Below are 23,271 nucleotides of genomic sequence, written 5' to 3'. Positions count from 1 at the left end.
ATCCGGGTCATCCAGTGTACCAGGCCTTCACCCTATGCTTTGATGACCGGGATTGCTTCGCCCCAACCAAAGCGTCGGGGCTCGCAATGACAGAACTACGGGGACTCCTCGCAATGACGGGAGGATGGGAGGAAAAAAACCTTCGCACGCACAGACATTTGGAGTATAGCACATCACGGCACTACGGCGCGATGGTGCATGTACTTGTGCACGTCTGCGTGCCGGTGACACCTGCGCTGCCGTCGCACTGCTCCGGCCCGTTCACCACGCCATCGCCGCAGAATCCGCCCTGTTTCGTTGCCACGGTGCACTGCGTGGTGCAGTAGTTGCATCGGCCGTCGTAGCGGAGACACGCGGCACTCTGGAGCAACGCATCGGAGAAGTTCGCACCGCCTTCATCGCACGCTTCACTGCGACAGGTGCTGTCCGCCCCGCACTGGACGTTGGATGTGCAGGCCTGTCCGCTGCGCGCACCACCGACACAGACGGAACCGGTGAGGAGCGCACCGTCACCGCAGACGCTCAAGCGACACTGCGATGTACACGTGTCGAGATCGTAGCCGCACTTCGCGCTCAGGTCATCGGCGGGGCCGCAGTCCGCATCGGCAGCGCAGCTCTGCGACAGATCGTTCATGCAGCGCCCCGCGCCGCCGTCATCGCACTGCTCACCAACCGCATTATCCACGATGCCGTTTCCGCACAGCACCTGCGCTGTGCACGCAGTCGCGGTGTCAAAGAGACATGCATTGGATGTCCCGGGTGCACCGCAGGGGCGCGTGCGCATGGATTGAAGCTCGACGCGGTGGAGGGTAAAGTTGGAACTTTGCGGCTGCGTACAAGTTCCTGAAGCACTCGCTCCGCACTCTTCGAAATCGTTATTCCACACGAGAATGAGATACTCCGTATTCGCCGGCATATCCTCAAGGAGGATCTCCGTCCACTGCGGATTATTCGGAGCGGTCGCGTGCACCCAGAAGGGGCCGAAGAAATCGGTCGTGAGGGCTCCCATTGATGAGGTCGCAGAATTATAGTCAGGATCCGGTACATTCACAGCACCTCCTCCACCAGCGAGATAGAGGCGGTGGTATACGCCGATGCCACGGCTCCCATCGGGATTAAATTTCCCCGCATTGGGGTGTAGTCGCATCGAGACGGATGCGACGCTTGCGTCGTTATTCGATGTCTGGAGGACAACCCGAACGTCACTCTCAGCGCGCAGGTCCATTGGGATATACCACACTGTGTCCGACGTGGCGAATCGAGCGTTGGGATAGCCGTTGATCGTAGAGGGCGACCCGCCATCCCAACGAGTATCGTATGCATCCTGAACAATTTCGGTTACATGATGAAGCCCGTCTATCCCACTATCCGCCCCTCCCCCTGCATCGAACCTACTCCCGAGTATCGTGACCACGCCGGTCGCGTCGCTCCCGCCAACGATGCACGACTCCTGCGCGTTCTTCTCGCACTGCTCGCTGATAGCATTCGTCGAGGACTCCTGCACGGTACCATCGCCGCAGTACCCCTGGGCGAACTGGCAGGGCACCGTCTCGATGCATGACCGCTGCGCTGAGGGGAGTGCCGCGCAGTCGGTATCTGCGGTGCATACGATGCCATCGCCGCCGCAGCGTTTTTCGGTGGAGATAGAACTCGCGGGCACCGCCTGGACACATAACTGCTCTGGAGTGGGGGAGTTGCAGGTAGTACCTGCGGGACAGCAGCCGCTATTTATGGTACAGATGCTTCCATTACCGCCGCATTGCTCTACGATGGTTTTCGCCGTACACGCGTAGTGGCGGTTTGGCGATGACTGCTGTCTTGTTGTAGCGATGCCGACATCCCCATCGCAGTCCTCACTGAACCCGGCTTGCACCACGTCGTCGCCACAGTATCCGCCAGTCCATTTGCAGGCGTTCGCTCCGGCGTTTGCCGCGCCGCATGCGTATGCTGTGCCTGCGGTAATCCCCGGAATGGTACCCGCCGTCGCGGGCACGCGACCGCCGGCCGCGCCGACGTCACATTGCTCCGTAGTGCCAGTATCAACGACGCTGTTTCCGCATGCGGTTGTGCACGCCGTCACGTTCCAGGTGCAATCGGACTTGCAGGTGGAAGCGATATTTCCTGACGCGCCGGCGGCCGTCGTGCAGGCCTCCGATGTTGGTGGCGACGTGCTTGGTTCACAGGCCTCGCTACCCTGGATCACTCCATCGCCGCAGAGACCGGTTGCCCCGTAGGGCGTCGGGGAGAAAGCATTCTCCGCAATGGTCGCGTGGAGGTTCTCAATCGGACCCTCGGTTGGTGGAGTAGTAGTTGCGTCCGTCACACCCCACTTTACCCACCGTTTTGGGCTCACGACGAACTCGAACCATGCGCGGATGGTCGCGGAGAGTCCGGTGCCGCGCTGGTACTCGTAGAGGTACGATCCCTCGGGTCGCGTGTATTGGCTGCCGCGTTCGTTCCAGCAGGTGGCTTGCTCGTAGCGTTCATTCGTTGCATCGGTGACGCATGGCCCGCCAAACACATTGAGCGGGTCAATCGGAAGCACAGTCCCGAGTACGCGACCAAGCTCCTGCTGCCATGACGGCCACTTGCTTGTGGTAATTCCTGGAATGAATGTTCCGGTTGCGAGATCGGGCGTGCGGAGGGTGCCTGTCTCGTATGTCGCGAGATTCTTTGCGAACACCGTGAGGTCTTCCACGCGCTGCGTGTCGCGGCGGAGCTTGTCTTTGGGTGAGGCACAAATGCCGTCAAGCGTCCCAACGCGGCAGTCGAGATCGGACGAGCACGCGGTGACGGGCAATACTGGTGCGACAGGACAGTCCACGGACGCATCTATACACGCCCGCGTGCCGTCGTTCGAACACGTCCCTCGCCACAGGTAATCTTGATGACAAACGGTTGTTTCGCAATCATTAGCAGTTGCACAGATCTGGCCATGATCGATGCCGCCACGACAGTGACGGGTGGTGCCATTGAACGGATTTGGACTTTCGCATATCGTATGCGGGACACATATTCCAATATCCTCGTCATCCAAATCTGTATTGAAACGCAGGTGCTCGAGGAGCTGCCGTGCGATGGTGCGCGTTTCGTCCACCGCGCCCGCGTTCACGGAGAGGGTGGCGATGTTCGTGTAGAGATTATTGCTATTCGTGTTATCTATGTTCGCGATGTTGATGTAGGTGGTGTCCCCGCTCTGCACGCCGCGGTAGCCATCAATCGCCACCGGTGTTGTCACATCGGTGAAATCCTGATCAATGTACCACTGCCGCGCAGGGACATGATCGGAGTTGGCAAAGATGCGCAAGCCAATGGCATCGTCGCCCGTGCGGCAGAACTGACCGGTGGGGCAGTTGGCGTTGCTGTCGCAGCGCGCACCGGACTCCGAGCAGTACTGTGCTGATACGAGCGGTGTGGAAATAACCGTGCGCGGGAGGAAGAATCGCTCGAGGAGTGACCCCGTGCCTGATCCTGCGACTTCATCAAGCGCAGGGAGGTCATCGCGCAATGCCGGCAGACATTTTTCGTCTGTGTTGTCGCAATCATCGCGCGTGCATGATGCCGCGCTTGCGGATTCCGGTGCGCCGGGGACGCGACACACCGTGCGCGTGCCTGCGTCGCGACAGTAGGAGGTGGAGAAGTGATGATCGGTGATTGTCGCCGACGCATTTGTTGGCGGCCATGGCGCCCACGCGCCACCGGATACTGCCGGCCATAGCTGCTCGCAGAGGAATACTGTGACGGGCGTGCTCGCCTCGAGCGCGATGCCGGTTCCCGTGGCCTTGACGATCGCAAGCGTCTGTTCTTCTCGTGCGGCGGTCGGGATGCTCACGGTGGCGTTGGACTCCGGAGCTTGGCACTGCTTCGCGGTGTCATCATCTGTCAGATCGGGATCCACGCACGCGCGTGAGGAACACCGATCGTTGCCTGTTTCGGCGCCCGTGCACGCTGCGCCGGTCAATTTGCCAGCGACCGCAACCGTTGCGACGGTTGCATCCTTCGCACTCCACGCATACTCCCACGGGAGCGCGGTGGTGGAGGACACCTCGGTGTTCCGTACGTCGTATGCGCGCACGTTGAGCGACGCGGTGTCTCCCACCCTCTGGAGGAGGACGGACGCAGGCGTGATGGTGAGTGATGTTGGCGTACAGAACGTCCCGCCAACATGGAACCGTTGACGCTCGGACGCGCCGAAGCGAACGCCCGTAGCGGAGCGGAGCACACTCTCAACCGTCTCGTTGCCGAGAATGCGCACACGGTAGTAGGTGTTTGCCGCGAGGCCTTCCGGCATGATGAAGTCGAGCTCGGACACTTTCGCATTCTCGGGACACTCCTCTGCACCTTCGATACTGCATACGGTGGTGAACCGCGGAACGCCCACCGGCTTCCAGAGTGTGGTATCGGTACTCGACACATCGCACGCGCTATCTACCGTTACGCCTGCGCCGAGGGGGTCGGGGGGTATACACACCTCGAGCACCGCGCCAACCGGAACCGGCGGGTTTTCGCGATCGAGAATCAACCCCACGGAGCCCGGATCCATTTGCTGATTGAATGTCGCACCGATGTGCTGGTTGCGACAGAGATTTGTCGTTGTCGTCGGAATCCATGCGGTTCGCGTCGGACGCAATGCACAGCATCCGTTCTGCGCAACGCCAGAGCCGCTCAGGCATGAACTGTCCTCAAAGAAACCGCACTGGAGGCGCACGGTTGCGGTACCCGCAACTGTCGCGGTTGCGGTCACGATCGTTTCCTGGGTGCCTCCAGGACTCACCGTTTGCTCCCCCACGGCTCGAAGGAACTGGAGCGGATCAATCGTCATCGTGAGGCCTGACTCACAGGCCGCGGATTCACCTGTTCCCGTGATGCCATCGCCGCAGATGGAGGGCTGCGCGTAGCGCAACGACGCGCCTTCCAGGAGACAGACGGACGAACACCCATCGCCGGCGGTGATGTTCCCGTCATCGCACTGCTCACCGCCAAAGGGCGCGTGGTTTGTATCACAGGGTTTATCCGAGTCATTGCAATCGTAGGTGATGGTTGTGCCGTTCGTGCGCTTTCCATCTGCAATCGTGCCATCGCCGCAGGTATTTGCTTTCCCGAGTGCCACGCAGCGATTGTAGTCACAACCCGCACTCGCCCACGCCGCCGGCGCTGCAGTACCAAGGTCACAATCCTCGCCAGGACCAACCGTGCTATCGCCGCACCGCACCGGAACCGCCACGATGGTGGATGTCCCCTCGTTGAGGCAGCGCGCGGAGCAGCCATCGCCGCCGCGCGGCATGCAGGAGCTGCCATCACTGCACGCGGTGCCTGTGGTGGTGCACGCAGTCCCGTTGGTGCACATACCGCCGTTATCGCAATCCTCGCCCGGGTCTGGCGTGCCGCCGCCGTCGCCGCACTCGGGCGCGGTCGTGCCGAGGTTGAGGCACTGCGTCGCGTGGCACTTCTCAAACTGGCCGCTCGGATCAAGCTCCCCATCATCGTTCATGCGATCGCACTCCTCGCCTGTGTTGATCACGCCGTTCCCGCACTCATTCGCGCTCGCGCTCCCGAGCCACACGCAGCGGTTGTAGTCGCAACCCGCACTCGCCCATTCCGCCGCCGTTTCCGTGCCGCGGTCGCAGTCCTCGCCCGTTTCCACACTCCCGTTGCGGCACACCCCGTACACGCGGCGCGAGCCCATGGGGAGGCACTGGAGCGTACAGCGATTGTCTGGTGTTTGCGCGGTTGCGAGCGTTCCGGTAACCCCGGGTGACGTACTCCATCCATCTGCGGTAGGCGCGACGAATCCTGCGACCGCCGCACTATCAATCCCCCACCCCCAATCCTGCGCCGCACTGTTGATGGGCTGACCATCCGCGCCGCAGCTATCCGGACGGCTGTAGCCCTTCGCGCTGATCGTGCGGATCTCACCCACCGCGCGGAACACGAGCGGATCCGGCGCAACGGCCACGCGCGTGATCCCGCACGTCCCCTCGCCGGTCTGGAACGTCCAGGAGTACGCATCGGTAGTCGGGCTGTTGGGCGTGGTGTAGTTGAGGAGGGAGAGCGGACGACCGTAGACGTTGATCAGTGTATTGCGCAGGACGACGCGGTAGAACGAGCGCGGATCAAGCGGAACAGGCGGCGTGATGAGGATCTGCGGCTTGCCGCCAGGGATGCAGTTTGTGCACGTATCGTTGTACGCCTCTGCGGTGGTACCGACAACCGGCGTGAGTCCGCCGCTGAAGCACGCGGAGTTCGCGCATTTGAAGAGGCCGATGTCGTTGTCCCATGTCGCATCGGTCGCGGGGCTACTCATGTCCGCCGCGCCAATCATCGAGAGTGTCCCCGCGGTATCAAACTCCGCACTCATGACCGCGGCGAGCGTCGCGTTCGTGCACGCCTCCGCACACCCCGCTGCGGGGAAATGTTCCACAACACGGAACTCGTCGAAATTCACGGCGAGGTTCGCGGAACCGGTGATGGTCGCAACCGCGCTGGGCGGTGCGTTCGTGCGGATGGTGCAACGACGGGTACCATCGAGATCGACGACCTCCACATCTCCGGCATCGCATGTGAGCGTAGATGCCGCACACGCTCTCCACGCGCCTTGCCAAGTGCATGCGTTCGCGCTCGCGGGATCTTCACACGAACGCCGCTGCGATGCGGTGAACTGCACCGAGATGATGCGCAGGTTGAGGTCTGTGCCACCGGACGTTGTACCATCGTTGCTCCAGGTGTATCGAAACGTATCGAATGGTTGCGAGGTATCGAAAGATGTCGTATGTACGTCAACACGCGGATTGTTCTGATCATCTACAGTCACGAAAAAATCACCGAAGCTATTGCCGGATTCGATCTGTGTCTGATTGAGGATGGGTACTTCGCTCACAGCGAACATGTCGCTCGCCTGCCCCGACTCGATCGGCGGGTCATTCGCGTACGTAATGGACACGCGCGCCTGGCCACCGCCCCCCGGCCATGCGACCGGGTACTCCCACGATCCGTTCTGGTAGAGCACGAGCGAACCATCGCCCCGCAGCTCGGCCATGCCGTTTGCGAGAAGATCGCTCCCATCAGCACCACGCACGCCGTACGCGCTGTTGATCGCATTGCCGGCAAACGTGGAGACGCCCTGGTCGTTCGAGCCAACAACGCACGGACGAATGGCATCACCGTCGCACGCCTCGATACCGCTCACGGCACCGTCTCCACACCACGCCGTCGCGGGCCTCGTGGTCGTTGTCGTTGTGGTGGCGGAAATCACTACGGGATCACTCGGTGTCTCTACGAACGCGCGCGCGGTCGTGGTGTACGGGTCACCGGTGCAGCGGTTAGCCGCAAAACTATTTGGATCGCACTGATCGGCACTCGTTGCCCACCGACCGCCGGTGGCACTCGCTTGGGCGTATATCGCCTCATCATCCGGCTGTGTCACGCTCCACGCCCAAGTATTGCCGCGCGGGTCCAGCACCTGGCACGCACCATCGCGCGAGGTTGGGAACGCAGTGTAGTGCGTGAGGCCCGGGTGGTCAACGGTGAGCGGGGCGACCCCGAGATCCGCAGCACCTTTACCAACCGGCCACGGCTGCGTCGCGGTGTGCTCCTTGGGCTTGACGGCGACTCCGTCAATCACACATCCGCCGGCACCGGTGTGGAAACGGAAACGGTAGTCCTCGCCGCCCGTTCCATCCTCGTTCGCGCCGAGCGCGACAGGAACGGCATTATCGCTCTGTATTGGTGAGCAGCCACCCAAGCTCTCCGCGCCCGTATGCGTTGTTCCGCAGACGAGCACCTCGTATGTGGTGTTTTGGGTCCATGGAATGTTGGGATATCCGGTGATGACCTTCCGATCCGTATCAACGCGCCACTGCACAGTGTCCTCTGGGGTACACACATCATTATTGCAGCGCGAAAAGATGACATGGGTTCCAGCGGTCTCGTCCGTGATACTCATGCCCATATTGAACTGGATGTTCACGAGTGCGTTCGTGCACGCATCGCCGTCCGGATGCATGTCCCACGGCGATGGACTGTGCGCCTCGCACGACTCCACAACGCGCGGAACCACTGGTGGCGGAGGTGTGACACCGGTTTTGAATGTCCACTGGTACGCACCAACATTCGGCACGACTTCGCACTGTGATGGCGATGTGACGCACGTGCCGGTTGCGAGACAGCAGAACTGCGAACCGCACGCGGCATCGGGATCCGCTTCTGCGGCGCAGCTTCCGACCGTGAAGCCCACGGCGTTCGAACCGCGATTCTCGCGCGCCGGCGTCGCCGGGTCCTCCACGGCATCGGGATCATCCACGCTCGCCCACACGCGAACGGGACCGGACACCGCACCGGTCGGCACCGTCCCGCTGATCGTCGTATCGCTCCATGTCGTCACGGTTGCCTCGACGCTGCTGAAGAAGTGCATGATGCCCTCCGCAGCACCAAATCGCTCGCCGCGCAGCGTGACGATTGTTCCTACCGGACCGATGGTCGGAGCGATGCTGCAGATGCCCGGGAGCGGTGCCTCTGTCGTCACAGTGAACTGCTTATGCGGGGGCTGACTCGCTACGCCGCCATCAGGCACAACCTGCAGCGACCATGCGCGCGGGAACTGCGATGCGTTGAGGGCTGGCGCGCCATTCTCCGGCACCCAGTCGGCCGGGTTTTCGGGTATCCGAATCGTAATCTGCGTGTCGGTCCACATGTCGGACGCTGCGCACTGTTCTGGCGGCGGAGATCGCAGCGTGTAGGTACGCGTATTGGAACCAATCCTTGCGATCGCCCGCACGGATCCGGTCGCACCGAAGCGCGACCCCGTCATCGTCACGTACGATCCGAGCGGTCCGCTCGGCGGATCAACGTCGAGAACCGTCGCGCCGGTTGTGGGCGAGAGCACGTCGAACGGAACCACGTTCGAACGCTCACCGTCGCTCGTCACCGCGACGAGCGAGAGATCATCTTGTGGTGCGGCGAGCGAGAGTGGAACGAGCGGTCTGAGGGTTTTCCCTAATCCCGCAACCAAGATATCGGTTGATGGGAACGCCGCATCACCGAAGTGGAATACCAAGTTGGTGACGTCAATGAACTGCCCGGACTCATACCCCGTGAGCACGCTCGTTCGATCACCCGGAGCCGCCGGTGTCGCGGAACAGAGTGCCGGGCGCGCAACGGTGTTCACGATGAAATCCGGGATGGCCGGTCCGCGCGCGTCATCGGTGGCATCGCGCTTGCCACTATCCGCTTCCACGATGATCGGCCCCACCGCTGCAGACGTAAGCGTGTTCGGTACCGCCACGATAATCGCCGTATCCGTCCATGCGGCGGTAGCAACGCAGGCCGCGGGGAGTGCTGCTGTCTCACCGGCGATCGTCACCGTCCCGGGCGTTTCGCCAAATCCGTTTCCAAAAATCGTGATGAAGTTCCCGACCGCACCATTCGGCGTGCACGCGGTCTGGTCATCCGTCGGATCGCACGCATCCGCGGGCACCGCACCGCTCACGTCGCGATGCGCGGGGCTCACGGCAAGGATGGTGGGTTCTTCCTCCGCAACGACGCTCGTGCACGTGCAGGTATCGGCGCGACACTGGAATCCGGTCGCGCAATCCGTATCGTCCGCGGTGCAGATTCCTGCAGCAATCGTGCCGCAGGGCGCACCTTCGCCTCCACCGCAGCGCGAGGCCTCGTAGCACGCTTTCGCGATGCAGCAATTGGAAACGCCGCACTGTGCATCGGCCGTGCACGTCACACGGAACGGATAGGGGTTGGACGCGCTTGTGTCAACCGTCACATCCGCGTCGCCCACGAGCGCGCCGACGGGAACCGACGCGGTGATCTCGGTATCGCTCCACGCGGTCGTCTGCGCCGGCACGCGATCCGGGTCGCCGGTGAAGCGCACGATGCCGCAGTTGTTGCTCCCGTCTGGCTCGCACTGCACGGCTGGTGGCGTGCCGCCGTTCACGAGTACGGGAGTGGGATTCCTGAATCGCTTTCCCTCAATGCGCACCTCCTGCCCTTCCGGACCCTCGTTCGGGACCACGCAGGCGATCTGCGGCGCGGTGAGTGCGCCTGCCGTCACAGTGTAGCCGCTCGCGAGTCCGGCACCGCCGAACACCGTACTCGCGCCGTCCCCGCGCTCGAGTGTCACCGTGTAGGATGCGGGATCGAGCTCTGGCACCTCGACGACGACGAGCGTTTCGCTCCAGTTCGGCGCGCCTGCGCACGCGACGATCGCCGCCGGTGTGTCGTCAAAACGCACCATGGAAGTATCGGCATTGTACGCACCAAACCGATACCCCCGGAGCGTGACGTACGTCCCGCTCGGACCTTCCGTTGGTGCAATGCTACAGATGTGCGGATCCGTTCCTCCCGGATCTGCGCAGCCGGATGGTGGCGGGATGACCGCGCACCCCTCATCAATGAGACCATCCCCATCATCGTCAATGTCATTCCCGCATACTTCCGCAACCGATGTTGTCCCGCCACCACCCTCTCCCGTTGCCTCAACGAGTTTTGTGAGGACGAACTGCGCGATGGAGAACGATGTAAGCACGAGCACGAGACCGATGCCGCCGTTGATGAGTACCTGCTTTGCCTTGGTGATTTTTGTCTCGTCGCCGTTCGCGGTCATCCAGAGGACGCCGCCATACAGCACGATTCCCACGCCGAGCATGCCGAGGAGACCGAGGAACGTCCGGATGACGCGCGCGACGATGATGCGTGGGTCTGTTGCCGAGAGTCCGATGGTCTCGCCAACGACATCAAGGCCGGTATCCACCTGCGCCGCGAGTGCCGGCAGCGCGGTCGCCGCGAGCAGTGCTGCGGGCACCACGAACCACACGAACGCGCGTTTGAGCGTTCGTCGAGATCGGTGCGATGGTGCGGTGTACGGAAACATGGTGTGACGCTAGGGAATGACGTTGCAGGTCTCGATATTGCCGACCGTGAAGCACGCCTCTCCGCCTTTCGGGCCCTGTGGTCCCTTCTGCGGTGCACCGACATTGAAGAAGCAGTTCTGGTAGATGTCCTGCGCATCCGACCGCACGCGCACGAGGTACTCCGCCGGTGGTAGTTGTGGTAGTGGTGGTTCAACCTCCGGCACCTCGAGCAGTCGCGCGTGGTGGATGGTCACGCGACTCTGGATCGGGGCTCCCGCCGGAACGTGCTCGAGACGGCCATATTGCCAGAAACACCCGTCGCCGCTGCCTTCCGCATCGCACCCGGAGAGTGCTTCTTCCAAGAAGAATGCCGTCGTCGCATTGCTCCGCATGAGCTTGGAGAACTGGAAGGCGATGGGCGCGGTTGGCGAGACATTCTGAACATCCGCGAGCGTGTCGTTCGTCTCGTAGGTCAGTGCTGTGTCATCACGACTGGTGTGCTCAACGCTCACGATCGCCGGTGGCGTGAGATCAATAGCATTGTTCGTGAAGAACGTCCACTGCGCACTGTCGAATGCATTGGTATTGGTTGCGTCGGGATGGCGATCGAAGCGCGGTGTGCCCGGACCCTCTGCGACACCATCACCATCACCGGAGAGCGAATTCCCAGCCGCATCCATCACGCCGGAGAATGGCACGGCGGTAGGATCATCGGGGTTTTCAAGTACAGCGGCTTCCGCCCAAGCGGTCAACGCAGCGGAGGCCGGCAGGCAGTACACGGTCCCGCCGCACGAATTCACACCACAAGAAACAAACGTCGTAAACTCAGCGGTACGATACCCATTGCCGATGGTGAAGGTTCCGTCGAGTCGCACGGTGGTATTCTGCACGGTGACATACTCCACGCCGAGATGCGTAAAACGCTGCGTCGTTTCGCTCTGCCGATAGGTACCGCTCGTCACTGTGGGGTCCATGGCCTCGCTGAAGTTCACCTGCACGATGACGTTCCGTGCGACATCGGGACGATCCGTCACCTGCGCGCCATCCTGCGCGCTATCCGGAAACGGAACGACGCTCGTAATCGTTGGCGGCGTGAGATCGGCATCCGCCGAAACGGTGAAGGACCATGAGTACCCGTCTGCGAACGCACCGGTAAAGAGTTCTTTACCATCGCTCGATCGGAACGCGTTGGTGAGTCGCACGATGTAGGCCTGCGGGTTGCGCGCGTCGCCCTGGAGCCACTGCCGCACCGCATTGCCAGATGCGGTCGCGCGCACCGTCCCGTTGTCATTGAGCTCCACCGGTGTGAGAATGAACGTGCGGAGATCCTCGGTGATCGTCACGCCAACGGATGTCGAGGTATCTGTTCCGACGCGGGTGACGGTGATCGCCTCCGCGAGCGCGAGGTCGAGCGATCGGTCACCATCGGCTGCGAACGTGCCGTTCCCGTTCGTATCCGCAACGAAGGACGTCACCTCGAGCGTGTCGCGGAATGTCACAAAGATGCGCACGTTCGGGGGGATGCCCGTCGCATCGCGCGAAGGATAGTGATCCGCAACCGGACCGGAGCCGAGCGCGCCGGTGAGCGAGACATCTTCAAGCGGCGACGGTCCAACGATGCCGGACCCACCACCGGAATCGCCGACGGCCGCAACGAGCCGCGAGAGCACGAACTGCGCGATCGCGAACGCGGAGAGGATAATGACGAGACCGATTGCACCGTTGATGAGGATGCGCTTCGCCTGCGTGATCTTCGTTTCATCTCCCTGCGAGGTCATCCACATGAACCCGCCGAAGAGGATCGTGCCCACCGCGACGATACCGAGCAACCCGATGAACCCGCGGATGATGCGCGCGACGATGATGCGGATGTCCTCCCCGCCGAGCACCGTCTCCTGCCCGAACGCATCGAGTCCGGTCTCCACTGCGTGCACCGGTGCGATTGCCACCCACACGCCGACAACAACGACGAGGGCGATGCTCACCATCGTCCAACGACTCCATCGCGCTTGTGGCTTGGAACGGTCCGCGTGCAGATGCACCATGTGGATAGCGTTTTATTCATTGTACCACTCACAACAAAAAACGCCTCGATTGCGTGAGGCGACAGCCATACGACACTATCCTGTCATTGCGAGCCCCGACGCTTTGGTTGGGGCGAAGCAATCCCGGTCATGCAGTGCACCAGGCCTTCACCTCGTGCAGGTATGGCCGGGATTGCCGCGTCGCGGACTCCTCGCAATGACAGAAAGAGTGAAAAGATGCGAAAATCCCAAAACAAAAAAACGCCCCGCTTGCGGGACGCACACCACGACCGACGCGCGCGCTACGACGCGAGCACCTCGGAAACAATCCTGCGAACGGTTCCGCCGTCGGCCTTCCCCTTGAGCTCGGCCATCACCACACTCATGAGCGGCCCGAGATCCGTCTCGCCCATCTCCGTGCGCTTGGCCATCACCACTGCACGGATCGCATCCTCTGCCATCTGTACAGGGAGGTACTGCCCGATGATCGCAATCTCCGCGACCGCCGTATCGGCGAGATCATCGCGCCCGCCAGCGCGGAACTCCGCCATGGCATCGCGGAGCCGCTTCGCTTCCGTCTGCATGCGCGCGACCGCCGCATCGTCCGAGAACTCCTTGCCCGCGGTCATCGCCTCGCGTGCAGCGTCATCGAGCGCGGCCTTGAGCATGCGGAGCACGGAGACGCGCTGCGCCTCCTTCGCCTTCATCGCACGCACGAGATCGCCCTGAATCCGCTCGAGCATTGCCATAGGCCTCTTACCGCCTCCGCCCACGACGACGACCACGCATCTTCTCAATCTCCTCATCGAGCTTACCAATCTTCTCGAGGTACGCGAAGTACCCCTTCTTCTGCTCCCGACGCAATGCCACCACGCGCTTTGCGCCCTTGGATGGCGGCGACTCGTAGAACCGAATCTTGCGGGCCTGAATGAGGCGCCCGCTCATCTGCACTTTCCGACTGAACCGACGCAGGAACGCATCGAACGATTCCCCGCGCCGACGATGGGCATCAACTGCCATAGGTATCGAGAGAATGAAGAACGATCGGCCCTGCCGACCGCGGTCCCCTATCGCTCTCACCGTACCGTAGCCATTTTTTCCTGTCAAACCGATGGCAGCGGACGGCGTACAAACGATAGGACACCCGCCTCCGAGGAGGCGGGTGTCATGACAGGCGACCGTCAGAAGACGTGATTCCCTCCGTCATGGATGGGGTCTTCCGGAATCGCAGGAGGTGCTTTGGACGCGACGCGCCTCTCGATCTGCTCCGACGCCGCTTGAGGCCAAAGACCTGCTTCCTCCAGGCGGTCCATGGACCGATGGATGTTTTCCATGCCTCTCATGAACGCCAACATTTCACGCTCCGAGATATCCTTCATTACTATCCTCCTTTGCAACGACTGTGCATGAGAAAAACCGATAGTCACAAGATACCACAACGCGGCACTCGTGTCAAGTGCCACGTCACGCCATCGCACCGAGCTTCTTGCCGCCGATGAGGTGGAGGTGGAGGTGCTCCACCTCCTGACCGCCATCACTGCCATTGTTCACGACAAGTCGGTACCCGGTCTCCGCAATATCTGCGGAGATGGCGATGCGGCGCGCTGCAATGAACAACGCTCCGGCAATCGCACCATCATCGAAGTCCTGCACGCGTGCCAGGTGACGCCTCGGAACAATGAGCACGTGCGTGGGCGCTTTCGGGTGGATATCATCAAACGCGACGACGTCGTCATCCTCGTAGCGGATCGTTGCAGGAATCTCCTTCGCGGCGATCTTGCAGAAGAGACACGCCATAGTGATGCGCGCGAGCTACGACGAGAATCCCTCACCGCCTGCTCCTGGTTCCTCCTCGTCTTCTGCTGTTTCCTCTTTTGGCTCCGGTGTGCGCACGCGTGCGCGCTCCTCCTCTTCCGTCAGCGATCGTTCCTCCGCCACCTTGAGGGTCTCATCAACGGTCTCATGAACCTCATCGTGCTCGAGGCGCTTCTTCACCTCCTCCGCGATGCGGCTGAACGGCACGATCTCCTGGATACCGGAGCTCATCTCACGGATGATGATCGTCTCGTCAATGACCTCCTTCTGGCCGAGGATGAGCGTGAGCTTCGCCTGGAGGCGGTTCGCGTGCTCGAGCTGCGCCTTGAGCGCATCCTTCGAGAAGTGTGCAGCAACGGTGAACTCCTCTTTCCGAAGCACATCGAAGAGGCGCATGGCCTTACGCTTGGCCTGGTCGCCGAGCTGTGCGAGGTACACATCGGGCGTGCGCGGCGCGGGTGGCGCTGCGGTGCCTGCGGCGATGGCCTCCTTGTACTTCGCCACGATGCGCTCGAGCCCGAACGCGATGCCCGTCGCCGGAGTCGCACGGCCACCAAGCCGCTCCACGAGCGTATCGTACCGACCACCCGCGGCGAGCGCGTTCTGCATCGGGAGGGGGCTACCTTCCGTGAAGGCCTCCGCGGGCAGAAGCTCAAAAATCGTCCGCGTGTACGAGTCCACGCCGCGCACCAGGAACGGCGCGAGCGCGTATGACACATCGTACTCATCGAGGTACTCGAGGACACGGATAAAATGCTGCTTGCACGGCTCACAGAGCCAGTCCACCATCTGGGGAGCCGATTCAATGACCTCGCGGTCCTCGGCAGCGCGACTCTCGAGGACGGTGAACGGCGACTGCCCGATGATGGCGCGTGCGGCTTCTGAGAGCTGCGTGCGGTGCACCTTGAGGTAGTTCGTGAGCTCCTCGAGATATTTTTCACGACACTGACTACACCCGATGGAGTTCACCTGCGCGACGATGGCGATCCCGAGGTCGCGGAAGAAGCTCGCGGCAATCGCGATGAGCTCTGCATCCGCTGCGGGGTGGAGCTCGCCGAGTGCTTCGAGGCCAAACTGGTGGAACTGCCGCAGCCGTCCCGCCTGTGGGCGATCCGATCGAAACATCGGCCCGAGGTACCAGAGCTTCACCGGCTGTGGATGATTGACCATGCCGTGCTCGATGTACGCACGCACGACACCCGTCCGACCTTCTGGCCGGAGCGTCACCTGCTCACCACCGTACTCCGTGAACGAAAAGAAGGGCTGCTCGTCTCCCGCGGCACTCGTGGATGCCGCACGCGTGAAGAGCGCCGTCTCCTCGAGGATCGGCGTATCCATGCGTTCGTAGCCGTACGATGTCGCCAACGCATCCGCGAGTGCGCGGACGCGATCCCAGTACGGCTGATCGGTCGGGAAGATGTCCTTGAAGCCACGAAGGAGGTGGAGCTTACTCTCCGGCACCGCCACGACTTCTTTCTCGTGCTCCTTCTTCTCCGGCTTCTTGTTGGTCTCTCGGGTTGCCACAGTGCGAAACTATTTTATACCTCGCGTGATTCCTCGCTTCAGGGCGTAACGTACACTGGCTGCTCGAACGTGCCGAGCTTCGTCACCGGCCAGCCACGGAGCCAGGCGCGACCGATGATCGCATGGCGCTTGATGGGACCGAAGTCCTTCGAGTCGAAGCTCTGCGTTCGATTATCGCCGAGGACGAAGTACTCGTCCACGCCGAGCACAACGATGCGCTGTCCGGGTGTCTGGCGATCCGACGGGAGGTAGGACTCCACAAGTTGGAACCCGTTCGGGTGCTCGGTATTCGCAATGCGCACCGACCCCCCACCGATTTCCACGCGCTCACCGGGAAGCCCGATCACTCGCTTGATGAAGAACTGCCCGGGGTCAAATGGGTAACGGAAGACAATGATATCGCCCCGGACGGGCTCGCGGAAGCGGTAGCTCAACTCGTCAATGACGAGGTACTCATCATCCTCGAAGTTTGGCTCCATGGATGCTCCCTTCACGTAGAAGGGCTGCACGAGGAAGTACCGAATCGGGATGATGATCGCGAGTGCGATGACCACCACGCGGATCACCTCGAGGAGGTACGCACCGAACGACCGGAGCCGATGACGCATCGCCGGCTCATCGTGATCGAAACTGCCACGATACTCGTCAAATCCCATACGCGAGAACTCCAGAACACCAAAAACCCTATGGTATAAAGAAGCATCGGCCACCGCCGATGACCACCTCTAAGATACCACAGCTGCACTGAAGATACCATCGTGCTACAGTAGTGTCAAGCGTTCACCTATGCAGACGGCCGCGTCCCCCAACTTCCTCGACGAGGCGATTCCACCACACCGCCAGCCCCCCGGCGGTGTGCGACGTCGGCTGCGCCGGACCTTCCGCGCGGTTGCTATTACGCTCATCGTGGGCTTCCTCGTCCTTTCCTGGACCACCCGCTCGTCCGATCCTAATCCGTACGTCGCACTGCGCGACTCGGCGACCGTGCGGACGCTCCGCTCGCTCATCACGAATCCCACGCAGGCACTCGCGGGTGCTGGCGACGATCGCATCAACGTGCTCCTCATCGGCATGGGCGGCGTTGGCCATGAGGGCCCGCTCCTCGCGGACACCATCCTCATTGCGAGCGTCGAGCGCGACGGCTCGCACCCCGTCCTCATCTCGGTCCCGCGCGATCTCCTCCTCCCGCTCCCTGATGGAACGTTCGAGAAAGCGAACGCGGTGCACGCGTATGCGGAAGACCGCGATCGGCGTGGCGCCGAAGCACTCCGCGATGCGCTGCACGTCGCGCTCGGCATTGACGTGCCGCACTTCATTCGCGTGGACTTCCGCGGGTTCGTCGGGCTCGTGGATGAGCTCGGCGGCGTGGACGTTGATGTCCTCCACACGCTCGATGATCCCTCGTACCCCATCGCGGGGAACGAGGACGCGCCGTGGGAGGAACGCTACGAGCACCTCGTCATCCCCGCCGGCCTCCAGCACCTCGACGGCGCACTCGCGCTCAAGTACGTGCGGTCGCGGAGCGCGCGCGGGAGCGAGGGATCGGACTTCGCGCGCGGGCGACGACAGCAGCAACTCCTCCGCGCGGTGCGCGCGGCCGCGCAGGACGACAGCATCCTCGCGCGTGCACGCACCGTGAAGGCGCTCCTCAACACGTGGAAGTACCACCTCGCCACGAACCTCGACCCGCCGGAACTCGTCCGGATGGCGGAGCTCCTCGACGCAATCCCGCTCGAAACGATCACGCAGATCGTTTTCACCGACGATCCCGCGAGCGGTGAGCTCCTCGCGAGTCGCTGGAACGGTGCGTACGTCCTCCGTCCGCGTGGCGGATCGTACGACATCCTCCGCGAGACCGTCGCGCACGCGCTCGATGCCTCCGCTCCCGCACCTGCAACGCGATTGCGCGTCGTGATCCTCAACGGGACGAGCGTCGCCGGACTCGCACTCGAGACCGCGAAACTCCTCGATGAGCGACAGTTCGCGATCGTCCACATCGGCAACGCCCCGCGTCTCACGATTGACGAGACCATCATCTACTACCGGAACGAGAGCGACGATGCCCTGCGCGCAACCGCCATCGCCGAACTCGTGAAGCAGTTCCACGCCGTCACCTCTCCCACGTTCCCCCTGCTCGACGCGCTCTCCATTGATTCGGACATCCTCATCGTCCTCGGCGGCACGTCTGTCCGCGCGGCGAACGGCCCGGAAGGTACGCCAGCATCGTAATAATGGACGAAATATGATTTGCGATGTACGATATGCAAATCAAAAATCGTAAATCGTAAATTATGTTCACCGTCGCAATCATCGGCCGCACGAACGTGGGAAAGTCCACGCTCTTCAACCGCATCCTCGGCGAGGGGAAGGCCATCGCCTCTCCCCTGCCGCACACGACGCGCGATCGCAACATCGGCGAATCTGGCTGGCGTGGCGTGTCGTTCCGCCTCATTGATACCGGCGGCGTCGAGACGCTCACCGGTCATGTGCATGGCGAAGATGTCATCGAGGGAGAGATTCGCAAGCAAGCCGAGCGATCGGTACGCGAAGCAGACCTCCTCCTCTTCGTCGTGGATGTCCGCGACGGCATCCTCCCGGGTGAACGCGCGATTGCGCAGCACCTCCGCGCACTCGGGACGCCGGTCCTCATCGTGTGCAACAAAGCGGAGACCGCGCAGCACCGCGCCGCGTGCCATGAGTTCCTCACGCTCGGCTTTGGCGATCCGATCCCCGTCTCTGCGAAGAGCGGCGCGGGCGTCGGCGACCTCCTCGATGTCGTCGTGCACGATGTGCCGAGCGGCGAGGTGCTCCTGCTCCCGCCCGACGATGCTCCTGCGGCGATACGCATCGCCATTGTCGGCGAACCGAACGTCGGGAAGTCGTCGCTCATGAACGCGATCCTCGGCCGCGACGAGGCCGTCGTCTCACCGGAACCGTACACGACGCGCGACGTGCACGACGTGACGTTCGTGTACACACCGCGACGGCAACGCGCGGCACGCACGCGACGCATCGTCCTCCTGGATACCGCAGGCATCCGACGCGCTGCGACGCGCACGAAGAAGGTCGTCCAGAAACGCATTGACCGCATCGAGCGAGAATCCGTGGGAAAGAGCATGGCCGCGGTGCGGCGGGCGGACGTCGCGGTGCTCGTTCTCGATGCGACACGGAGCGCATCGCGCCATGTTCGACAACTCGCGCAGACCATCGTGGAGACCCGCCGCGCCTGCATCATCGTCGTGAACAAGATGGACCTCCTCGAGGGCGAGGAGCACCCCGACCTCACGGATGCGATTCACGCACTCTTCCCGCACCTCACCTTTGCACCCGTCCTCATGACCTCGGTCACCGCGGGGTCTTCGGTGGCCCGCATCATGCCGGCCGCGCTCCACGCGCTTGAGAACTGGCGCCGGACGCTCACGGACCAGGAGCTGCGTGCGGTCTACGCTGCGGCGCGAAGCCGCATCCCGGCACCGCGCGATCGCGAGGGGCAGCGACAGATCCGCATGATAGACCTCGATCAGGTTGGCATCGCGCCACCGCAATTCCTCCTCCGCACACGACGCCACGTCAAGCTCCCCCGCGCGATCCCCAACATCATCGAGCGCGCGCTCCGCGAGCACGCGGACTTCACCGGAACCCCGCTCATCGTCACCGTGAAAGCCGTGAAGGCCTAAAGAGAACAATGGTGTAGCGGAGGCCTTCAGGCCTCCATCCCTCTGAAGCTGGCGCGGGAGCGCCGAAGATTATGCGTATCCTCTACGGAGTTGCCGGTCAGGGGAGCGGCCACGCGACGCGGTCGCGTGCAGTGCTCGAACACCTCCGTGCCGTGGGCCACGATGTGCACGTCGTGGCCCATGATGCGTCGTTCGCGCACCTCCACGACGACTTCCCGACGACGCGGATTACCGGCCTCGAGATCGCGTACGCAGAAAACCGCGTGCAGATCATCCGCACGGCGTTCGCGAACGCGCTCCGCGCACCGGGGAACACGCGGAGCATTGACCGCGTTCGCAGGGTTATTGATACGTTTGACCCGCAGGTCGTCTGCTCGGACTACGAACCGATCGTCGGCATGATCGCGCGCCTCAAGCACCGCCCACTCCTCTCCATTGACAACATCCACGCGCTCACGCGCACCGACATCGCGGTGCCCCCGCGACACACCCTCGCCGCGCGCACCGCGCGCACCGTCACGGAGCTCGTGAACGCCGGTAGCGATGCGTACGTCGTCACAGCGTTCGCCCCGCTCATGCCAACGCGGCCAAACACGCACGTCGTCCCCCCGCTCCTCCGCGATGCCGTCCTCCGACAGCACCCGCGACGCGGGCGATCGGTACTCGTGTACAGCACGTCTGCGGATCGCGAGCTCCTCGATGTCCTCCAACGCGTGCGCGCGCACTTCATCGTGTACGGCATCCCGCGTGGCCGCCGTGCGGCGAACATCACCTCCAAGCGACCGAACCCCACCACCTTCCTCCGCGACCTCGCGACGTGCCGCGCCGTTATCGCAACCGCCGGCTTCACACTCATGACCGAGGCGCTCCACTTTGGGAAACCCCTCCTCGCCCACCCGATCGCTGGCCAGTTCGAGCAAATCGCAAACGGGCTCCTCCTCGAGGAGCTCGGATATGGGAAGATGTGGGAAACACTCGACCGCGAACGCGTCGAGGCATTCCTGTACAATGGGGATGGGTACGCAGACGCCCTCGCGCGGTACCCCCGTCACGACAACACCAAAGCGTTCACCGTCATCGACCGCCTCATCGAGCGTCTCGCGCGCCGCCCGTAACTGCGCCACCACGCTATGATCCTCATCGTTGGCCTCGGCAATCCGGGAACGGAGTACGAACACACCCGACACAACGTCGGGTGGGAAGTGCTCGATGCGATAGCGGCGCGATGGGGATCGGGAGCGACGTGGCGCACGAAGCGGCTCCTCCACGCGCGCATCCTCGAGTGCGAGGTGAACGGGCAGCGCGTCGTCCTCGCACAACCGACAACGTACATGAACGAGAGTGGTCGGGCCGTCTCCGCGCTCGTCCGACACCTGCGCCTCGAAGTGAGCAGCGCGCACCTCATCGTAGTCCACGACGACCTCGACCTCCCGGTTGGCGACATCCGCGTCGGAGTCGGCAGCAGGAGCGGTGGACAGAAGGGCGTCCAGTCCACCATTAACCACCTCGGGACCAAGGACTTCACCCGCGTGCGCATCGGCATCGGACCGAACACCACGAGCGACGGACATCGAATTCCCGCGGAACGATTCGTCTTGCAAAAAATCGCACGCAGTGAACGGCCGGCGATTGACGAGGCCATCGCCGCTGCAGTGACCGCGATTGCAGCTCATGCGCAATGAGAACCCCCGCCACGTTTTCGCGTGGCAGGGGTCGGCGCGGCTTCCCTCTGGAGGCGCGAACCTCAGAGGGAGGTGCACGAAGAGGAGGCCTCGCACACCATAAGGCAAATATTACCGAAAGGAGACCTGCGCGTCAAGGGCTTTCCGTTCGCCCGTCATCCACGCCCGCATCGGACTGCCCGCGCGCATCGTCTATACCCTCGATCTCATCGAGGGATGTGGACCAGTCGGATGTGTCCCGTTTGGCGGCTGTGTCACGCGCTTCCGCTTGCGCGCGCTCGAACGTATCCACGAGTGGTGCGGTGCCGGGAACCGACGAGCGCCCCTGTCCCTCGAGCAGCCCGCGAATCTCACGGATTTGCGCGAGGATCGCCGCACGACTCACGCCCCGCTCGACCATGCGCCGAGCAACCTCGCGTGGCGACTCCGGTGGAGGGACATCCTCGTCCTCCAGTGGCGCATCGGCATCCGTGTGCAGCGGCGGTTGTTCCGCAGCGTCCTCGCCCTGTCCCATAAACGGGAACTCATGTTGACGTTTCATACCTCGCTATCTTACCACGCCCCTCGCACGCTGCACACCCTATGGACGCGACGCTCACTTCCTGGATCGGCCTCGCCGCGCTCACCGACATCATCGGGAGCGTCCGCCTCTGGCGACTCGTCGAGCGCTGCGGCTCACCCACCGCAGCGTGGGGAGCGCGCCGCGCAGACCTTGAAGCGGTCGGCATGATGCCGCAAACCGTTGCGAACGTCCTCGGTGCACGCCCGACGATCGATGTCCCCGCACTCGCCGCAACGATGCTCGCAGGCGGCATCGTGCTCATCCCGCGCACGGACGCGCGCTACCCCGCGCTCCTCAAGACCATCCCCGATCCCCCGCTCGTCCTCTTCGTCCGCGGCGCAGCCGACGCGCTCGTCACGCAGCAGATCGCATTCGTCGGAACGCGGCGCGCGACGGACTACGGCCTCGCGGCAACCCGTCTCCTCGTTGGACCGCTCGCGCGATCTGGCCTCACGATCACGTCGGGCCTCGCGCTCGGGATTGATGGCGCTGCGCACCGCGCGGCGCTCGAGGTTGGTGGCCGCACGCTCGCGGTGCTCGGTACCGGCATTGATGACGCCGCGATCTACCCGCGCCACCACCGGGGGCTCGCGCGGGACATCCTCGACGCCGGTGGAGTGCTCGTCTCCGAGTACGTCCCGGGCACCGCGGGCCTCAAGATGCACTTCCCCGCGCGCAACCGCATCGTCGCCGGCCTCTCGATGGGGACGGTCGTCGTCGAGTGTCCGCGTGATTCCGGCGCGCTCATCACCGCGCGATTCGCGCTCGATTTTGGCCGCGAGGTCTTCGCGGTCCCCGGCCCGATCACCGCGGAGGAGTCACGGGGCCCGCTCGCCATGCTCAAGTCCGGTGCCACGCCCATCACGCGCGCGGAGGACATCGTGGAAGCCCTCCACCTCGACCAACTCTTCCACCCCGCAGCGAGACCCGCGCCACACCTCACCGGCCTCTCGGCCCGCATCGTAGACGCGCTCTCGCACGAGCCCATCCACGTGGATGACCTCCACGCAGTGGTCAACGCCCCCGCGCACGAACTCGCGAGTTGCTTGACAACCCTGGAGCTCGATGGTGTGGTGAGGGATGTAGGCGGCTCCCGCTACGTTCGATCATGAGCGGTATCCGCACATC

12 protein-coding genes and 1 pseudogene are annotated in these 23,271 nt (G+C 63.1%); 5 read left to right on the top strand and 8 right to left on the bottom strand.

What is annotated here, in order from left to right; all coding sequences use genetic code 11:
- Positions 1-181: 181 nt before the first annotated feature.
- The 7 genes and pseudogenes from Q7S96_02730 to lepB form a co-directional block, all read right to left on the bottom strand.
- Positions 182-10,879 carry an IPT/TIG domain-containing protein gene (locus tag Q7S96_02730; protein ID MDO8463160.1) on the bottom strand — a complete coding sequence of 3,566 codons (10,698 nt, stop codon included), beginning with the start codon at positions 10,877-10,879 and terminating at the stop codon, positions 182-184.
- 9 nt (positions 10,880-10,888) lie between these two features.
- On the bottom strand, positions 10,889-12,904 hold the full coding sequence (locus Q7S96_02725; protein ID MDO8463159.1) for a pilin: 2,016 nt from the start codon (positions 12,902-12,904) through the stop codon (positions 10,889-10,891).
- A gap of 281 nt (positions 12,905-13,185) precedes the next feature.
- Positions 13,186-13,632 carry a GatB/YqeY domain-containing protein gene (locus Q7S96_02720; GenBank protein MDO8463158.1) on the bottom strand — a complete coding sequence of 149 codons (447 nt, stop codon included), beginning with the start codon at positions 13,630-13,632 and terminating at the stop codon, positions 13,186-13,188.
- A 145-nt stretch (positions 13,633-13,777) separates the two neighbouring features.
- A pseudogene (rpsU, locus tag Q7S96_02715) lies at positions 13,778-13,903 on the bottom strand (30S ribosomal protein S21).
- A gap of 444 nt (positions 13,904-14,347) precedes the next feature.
- The gene (locus Q7S96_02710) at positions 14,348-14,680 is read right to left on the bottom strand and encodes a histidine triad nucleotide-binding protein (protein MDO8463157.1); all 333 of its coding nucleotides are present in this window, start codon (positions 14,678-14,680) and stop codon (positions 14,348-14,350) included.
- 15 nt (positions 14,681-14,695) lie between these two features.
- Positions 14,696-16,222 carry a histidine--tRNA ligase gene (gene hisS / locus Q7S96_02705; GenBank protein MDO8463156.1) on the bottom strand — a complete coding sequence of 509 codons (1,527 nt, stop codon included), beginning with the start codon at positions 16,220-16,222 and terminating at the stop codon, positions 14,696-14,698.
- 38 nt (positions 16,223-16,260) lie between these two features.
- Positions 16,261-16,878: a signal peptidase I gene (lepB, locus tag Q7S96_02700; protein MDO8463155.1), complete on the bottom strand. Its 618-nt coding sequence runs from the start codon at positions 16,876-16,878 to the stop codon at positions 16,261-16,263.
- Positions 16,879-17,008: 130 nt separating this feature from the next.
- Here lepB and Q7S96_02695 point away from each other — a divergent pair, with 130 nt between their 5' ends.
- The 4 genes from Q7S96_02695 (at position 17,009) to pth (ending at position 21,581) form a co-directional block, all read left to right on the top strand.
- Positions 17,009-18,451 carry an LCP family protein gene (locus Q7S96_02695; protein ID MDO8463154.1) on the top strand — a complete coding sequence of 481 codons (1,443 nt, stop codon included), beginning with the start codon at positions 17,009-17,011 and terminating at the stop codon, positions 18,449-18,451.
- 62 nt (positions 18,452-18,513) lie between these two features.
- Entirely contained in the window at positions 18,514-19,899 is a 1,386-nt protein-coding gene (der, locus tag Q7S96_02690) for a ribosome biogenesis GTPase Der (protein ID MDO8463153.1), read from the top strand.
- A 71-nt stretch (positions 19,900-19,970) separates the two neighbouring features.
- Positions 19,971-21,014 (top strand): glycosyltransferase family protein, encoded by a 1,044-nt coding sequence (locus Q7S96_02685; GenBank protein ID MDO8463152.1) that lies wholly within the window; start codon positions 19,971-19,973, stop codon positions 21,012-21,014.
- Positions 21,015-21,029: 15 nt separating this feature from the next.
- Positions 21,030-21,581 carry an aminoacyl-tRNA hydrolase gene (pth, locus tag Q7S96_02680; GenBank protein MDO8463151.1) on the top strand — a complete coding sequence of 184 codons (552 nt, stop codon included), beginning with the start codon at positions 21,030-21,032 and terminating at the stop codon, positions 21,579-21,581.
- Positions 21,582-21,714: 133 nt separating this feature from the next.
- Here pth and Q7S96_02675 read toward each other — a convergent pair whose 3' ends face one another.
- A complete protein-coding gene (locus Q7S96_02675; GenBank protein MDO8463150.1) occupies positions 21,715-22,122 on the bottom strand; it encodes a hypothetical protein in 408 nt (135 codons plus the stop codon).
- 41 nt (positions 22,123-22,163) lie between these two features.
- Here Q7S96_02675 and dprA point away from each other — a divergent pair, with 41 nt between their 5' ends.
- Positions 22,164-23,255 (top strand): DNA-processing protein DprA, encoded by a 1,092-nt coding sequence (gene dprA / locus Q7S96_02670; GenBank protein MDO8463149.1) that lies wholly within the window; start codon positions 22,164-22,166, stop codon positions 23,253-23,255.
- Positions 23,256-23,271: the final 16 nt, after the last annotated feature.

It is taken from the genome of bacterium (assembly GCA_030647005.1).
GTDB lineage: Bacteria > Patescibacteriota > Patescibacteriia > JACPHY01 > JACPHY01 > JAUSKG01.
Note: the sequence above shows the minus strand (reverse complement) of the source record. Positions and strands in the feature narration are given on the sequence as shown.

Excerpts from the sequence above, each read along its gene's own strand:
- Q7S96_02730 (MDO8463160.1), bottom strand. The coding sequence starts at position 10,879 with ATGTTTCCGTACACCGCACCATCGCACCGATCTCGACGAACGCTCAAA.
- Q7S96_02725 (MDO8463159.1), bottom strand. The coding sequence starts at position 12,904 with ATGGTGCATCTGCACGCGGACCGTTCCAAGCCACAAGCGCGATGGAGT.
- Q7S96_02720 (MDO8463158.1), bottom strand. The coding sequence starts at position 13,632 with ATGGCAATGCTCGAGCGGATTCAGGGCGATCTCGTGCGTGCGATGAAG.
- Q7S96_02710 (MDO8463157.1), bottom strand. The coding sequence starts at position 14,680 with ATGGCGTGTCTCTTCTGCAAGATCGCCGCGAAGGAGATTCCTGCAACG.
- lepB (MDO8463155.1), bottom strand. The coding sequence starts at position 16,878 with ATGGGATTTGACGAGTATCGTGGCAGTTTCGATCACGATGAGCCGGCG.
- Q7S96_02695 (MDO8463154.1), top strand. The coding sequence starts at position 17,009 with ATGCAGACGGCCGCGTCCCCCAACTTCCTCGACGAGGCGATTCCACCA.
- der (MDO8463153.1), top strand. The coding sequence starts at position 18,514 with ATGTTCACCGTCGCAATCATCGGCCGCACGAACGTGGGAAAGTCCACG.
- Q7S96_02685 (MDO8463152.1), top strand. The coding sequence starts at position 19,971 with ATGCGTATCCTCTACGGAGTTGCCGGTCAGGGGAGCGGCCACGCGACG.
- pth (MDO8463151.1), top strand. The coding sequence starts at position 21,030 with ATGATCCTCATCGTTGGCCTCGGCAATCCGGGAACGGAGTACGAACAC.
- Q7S96_02675 (MDO8463150.1), bottom strand. The coding sequence starts at position 22,122 with ATGAAACGTCAACATGAGTTCCCGTTTATGGGACAGGGCGAGGACGCT.
- dprA (MDO8463149.1), top strand. The coding sequence starts at position 22,164 with ATGGACGCGACGCTCACTTCCTGGATCGGCCTCGCCGCGCTCACCGAC.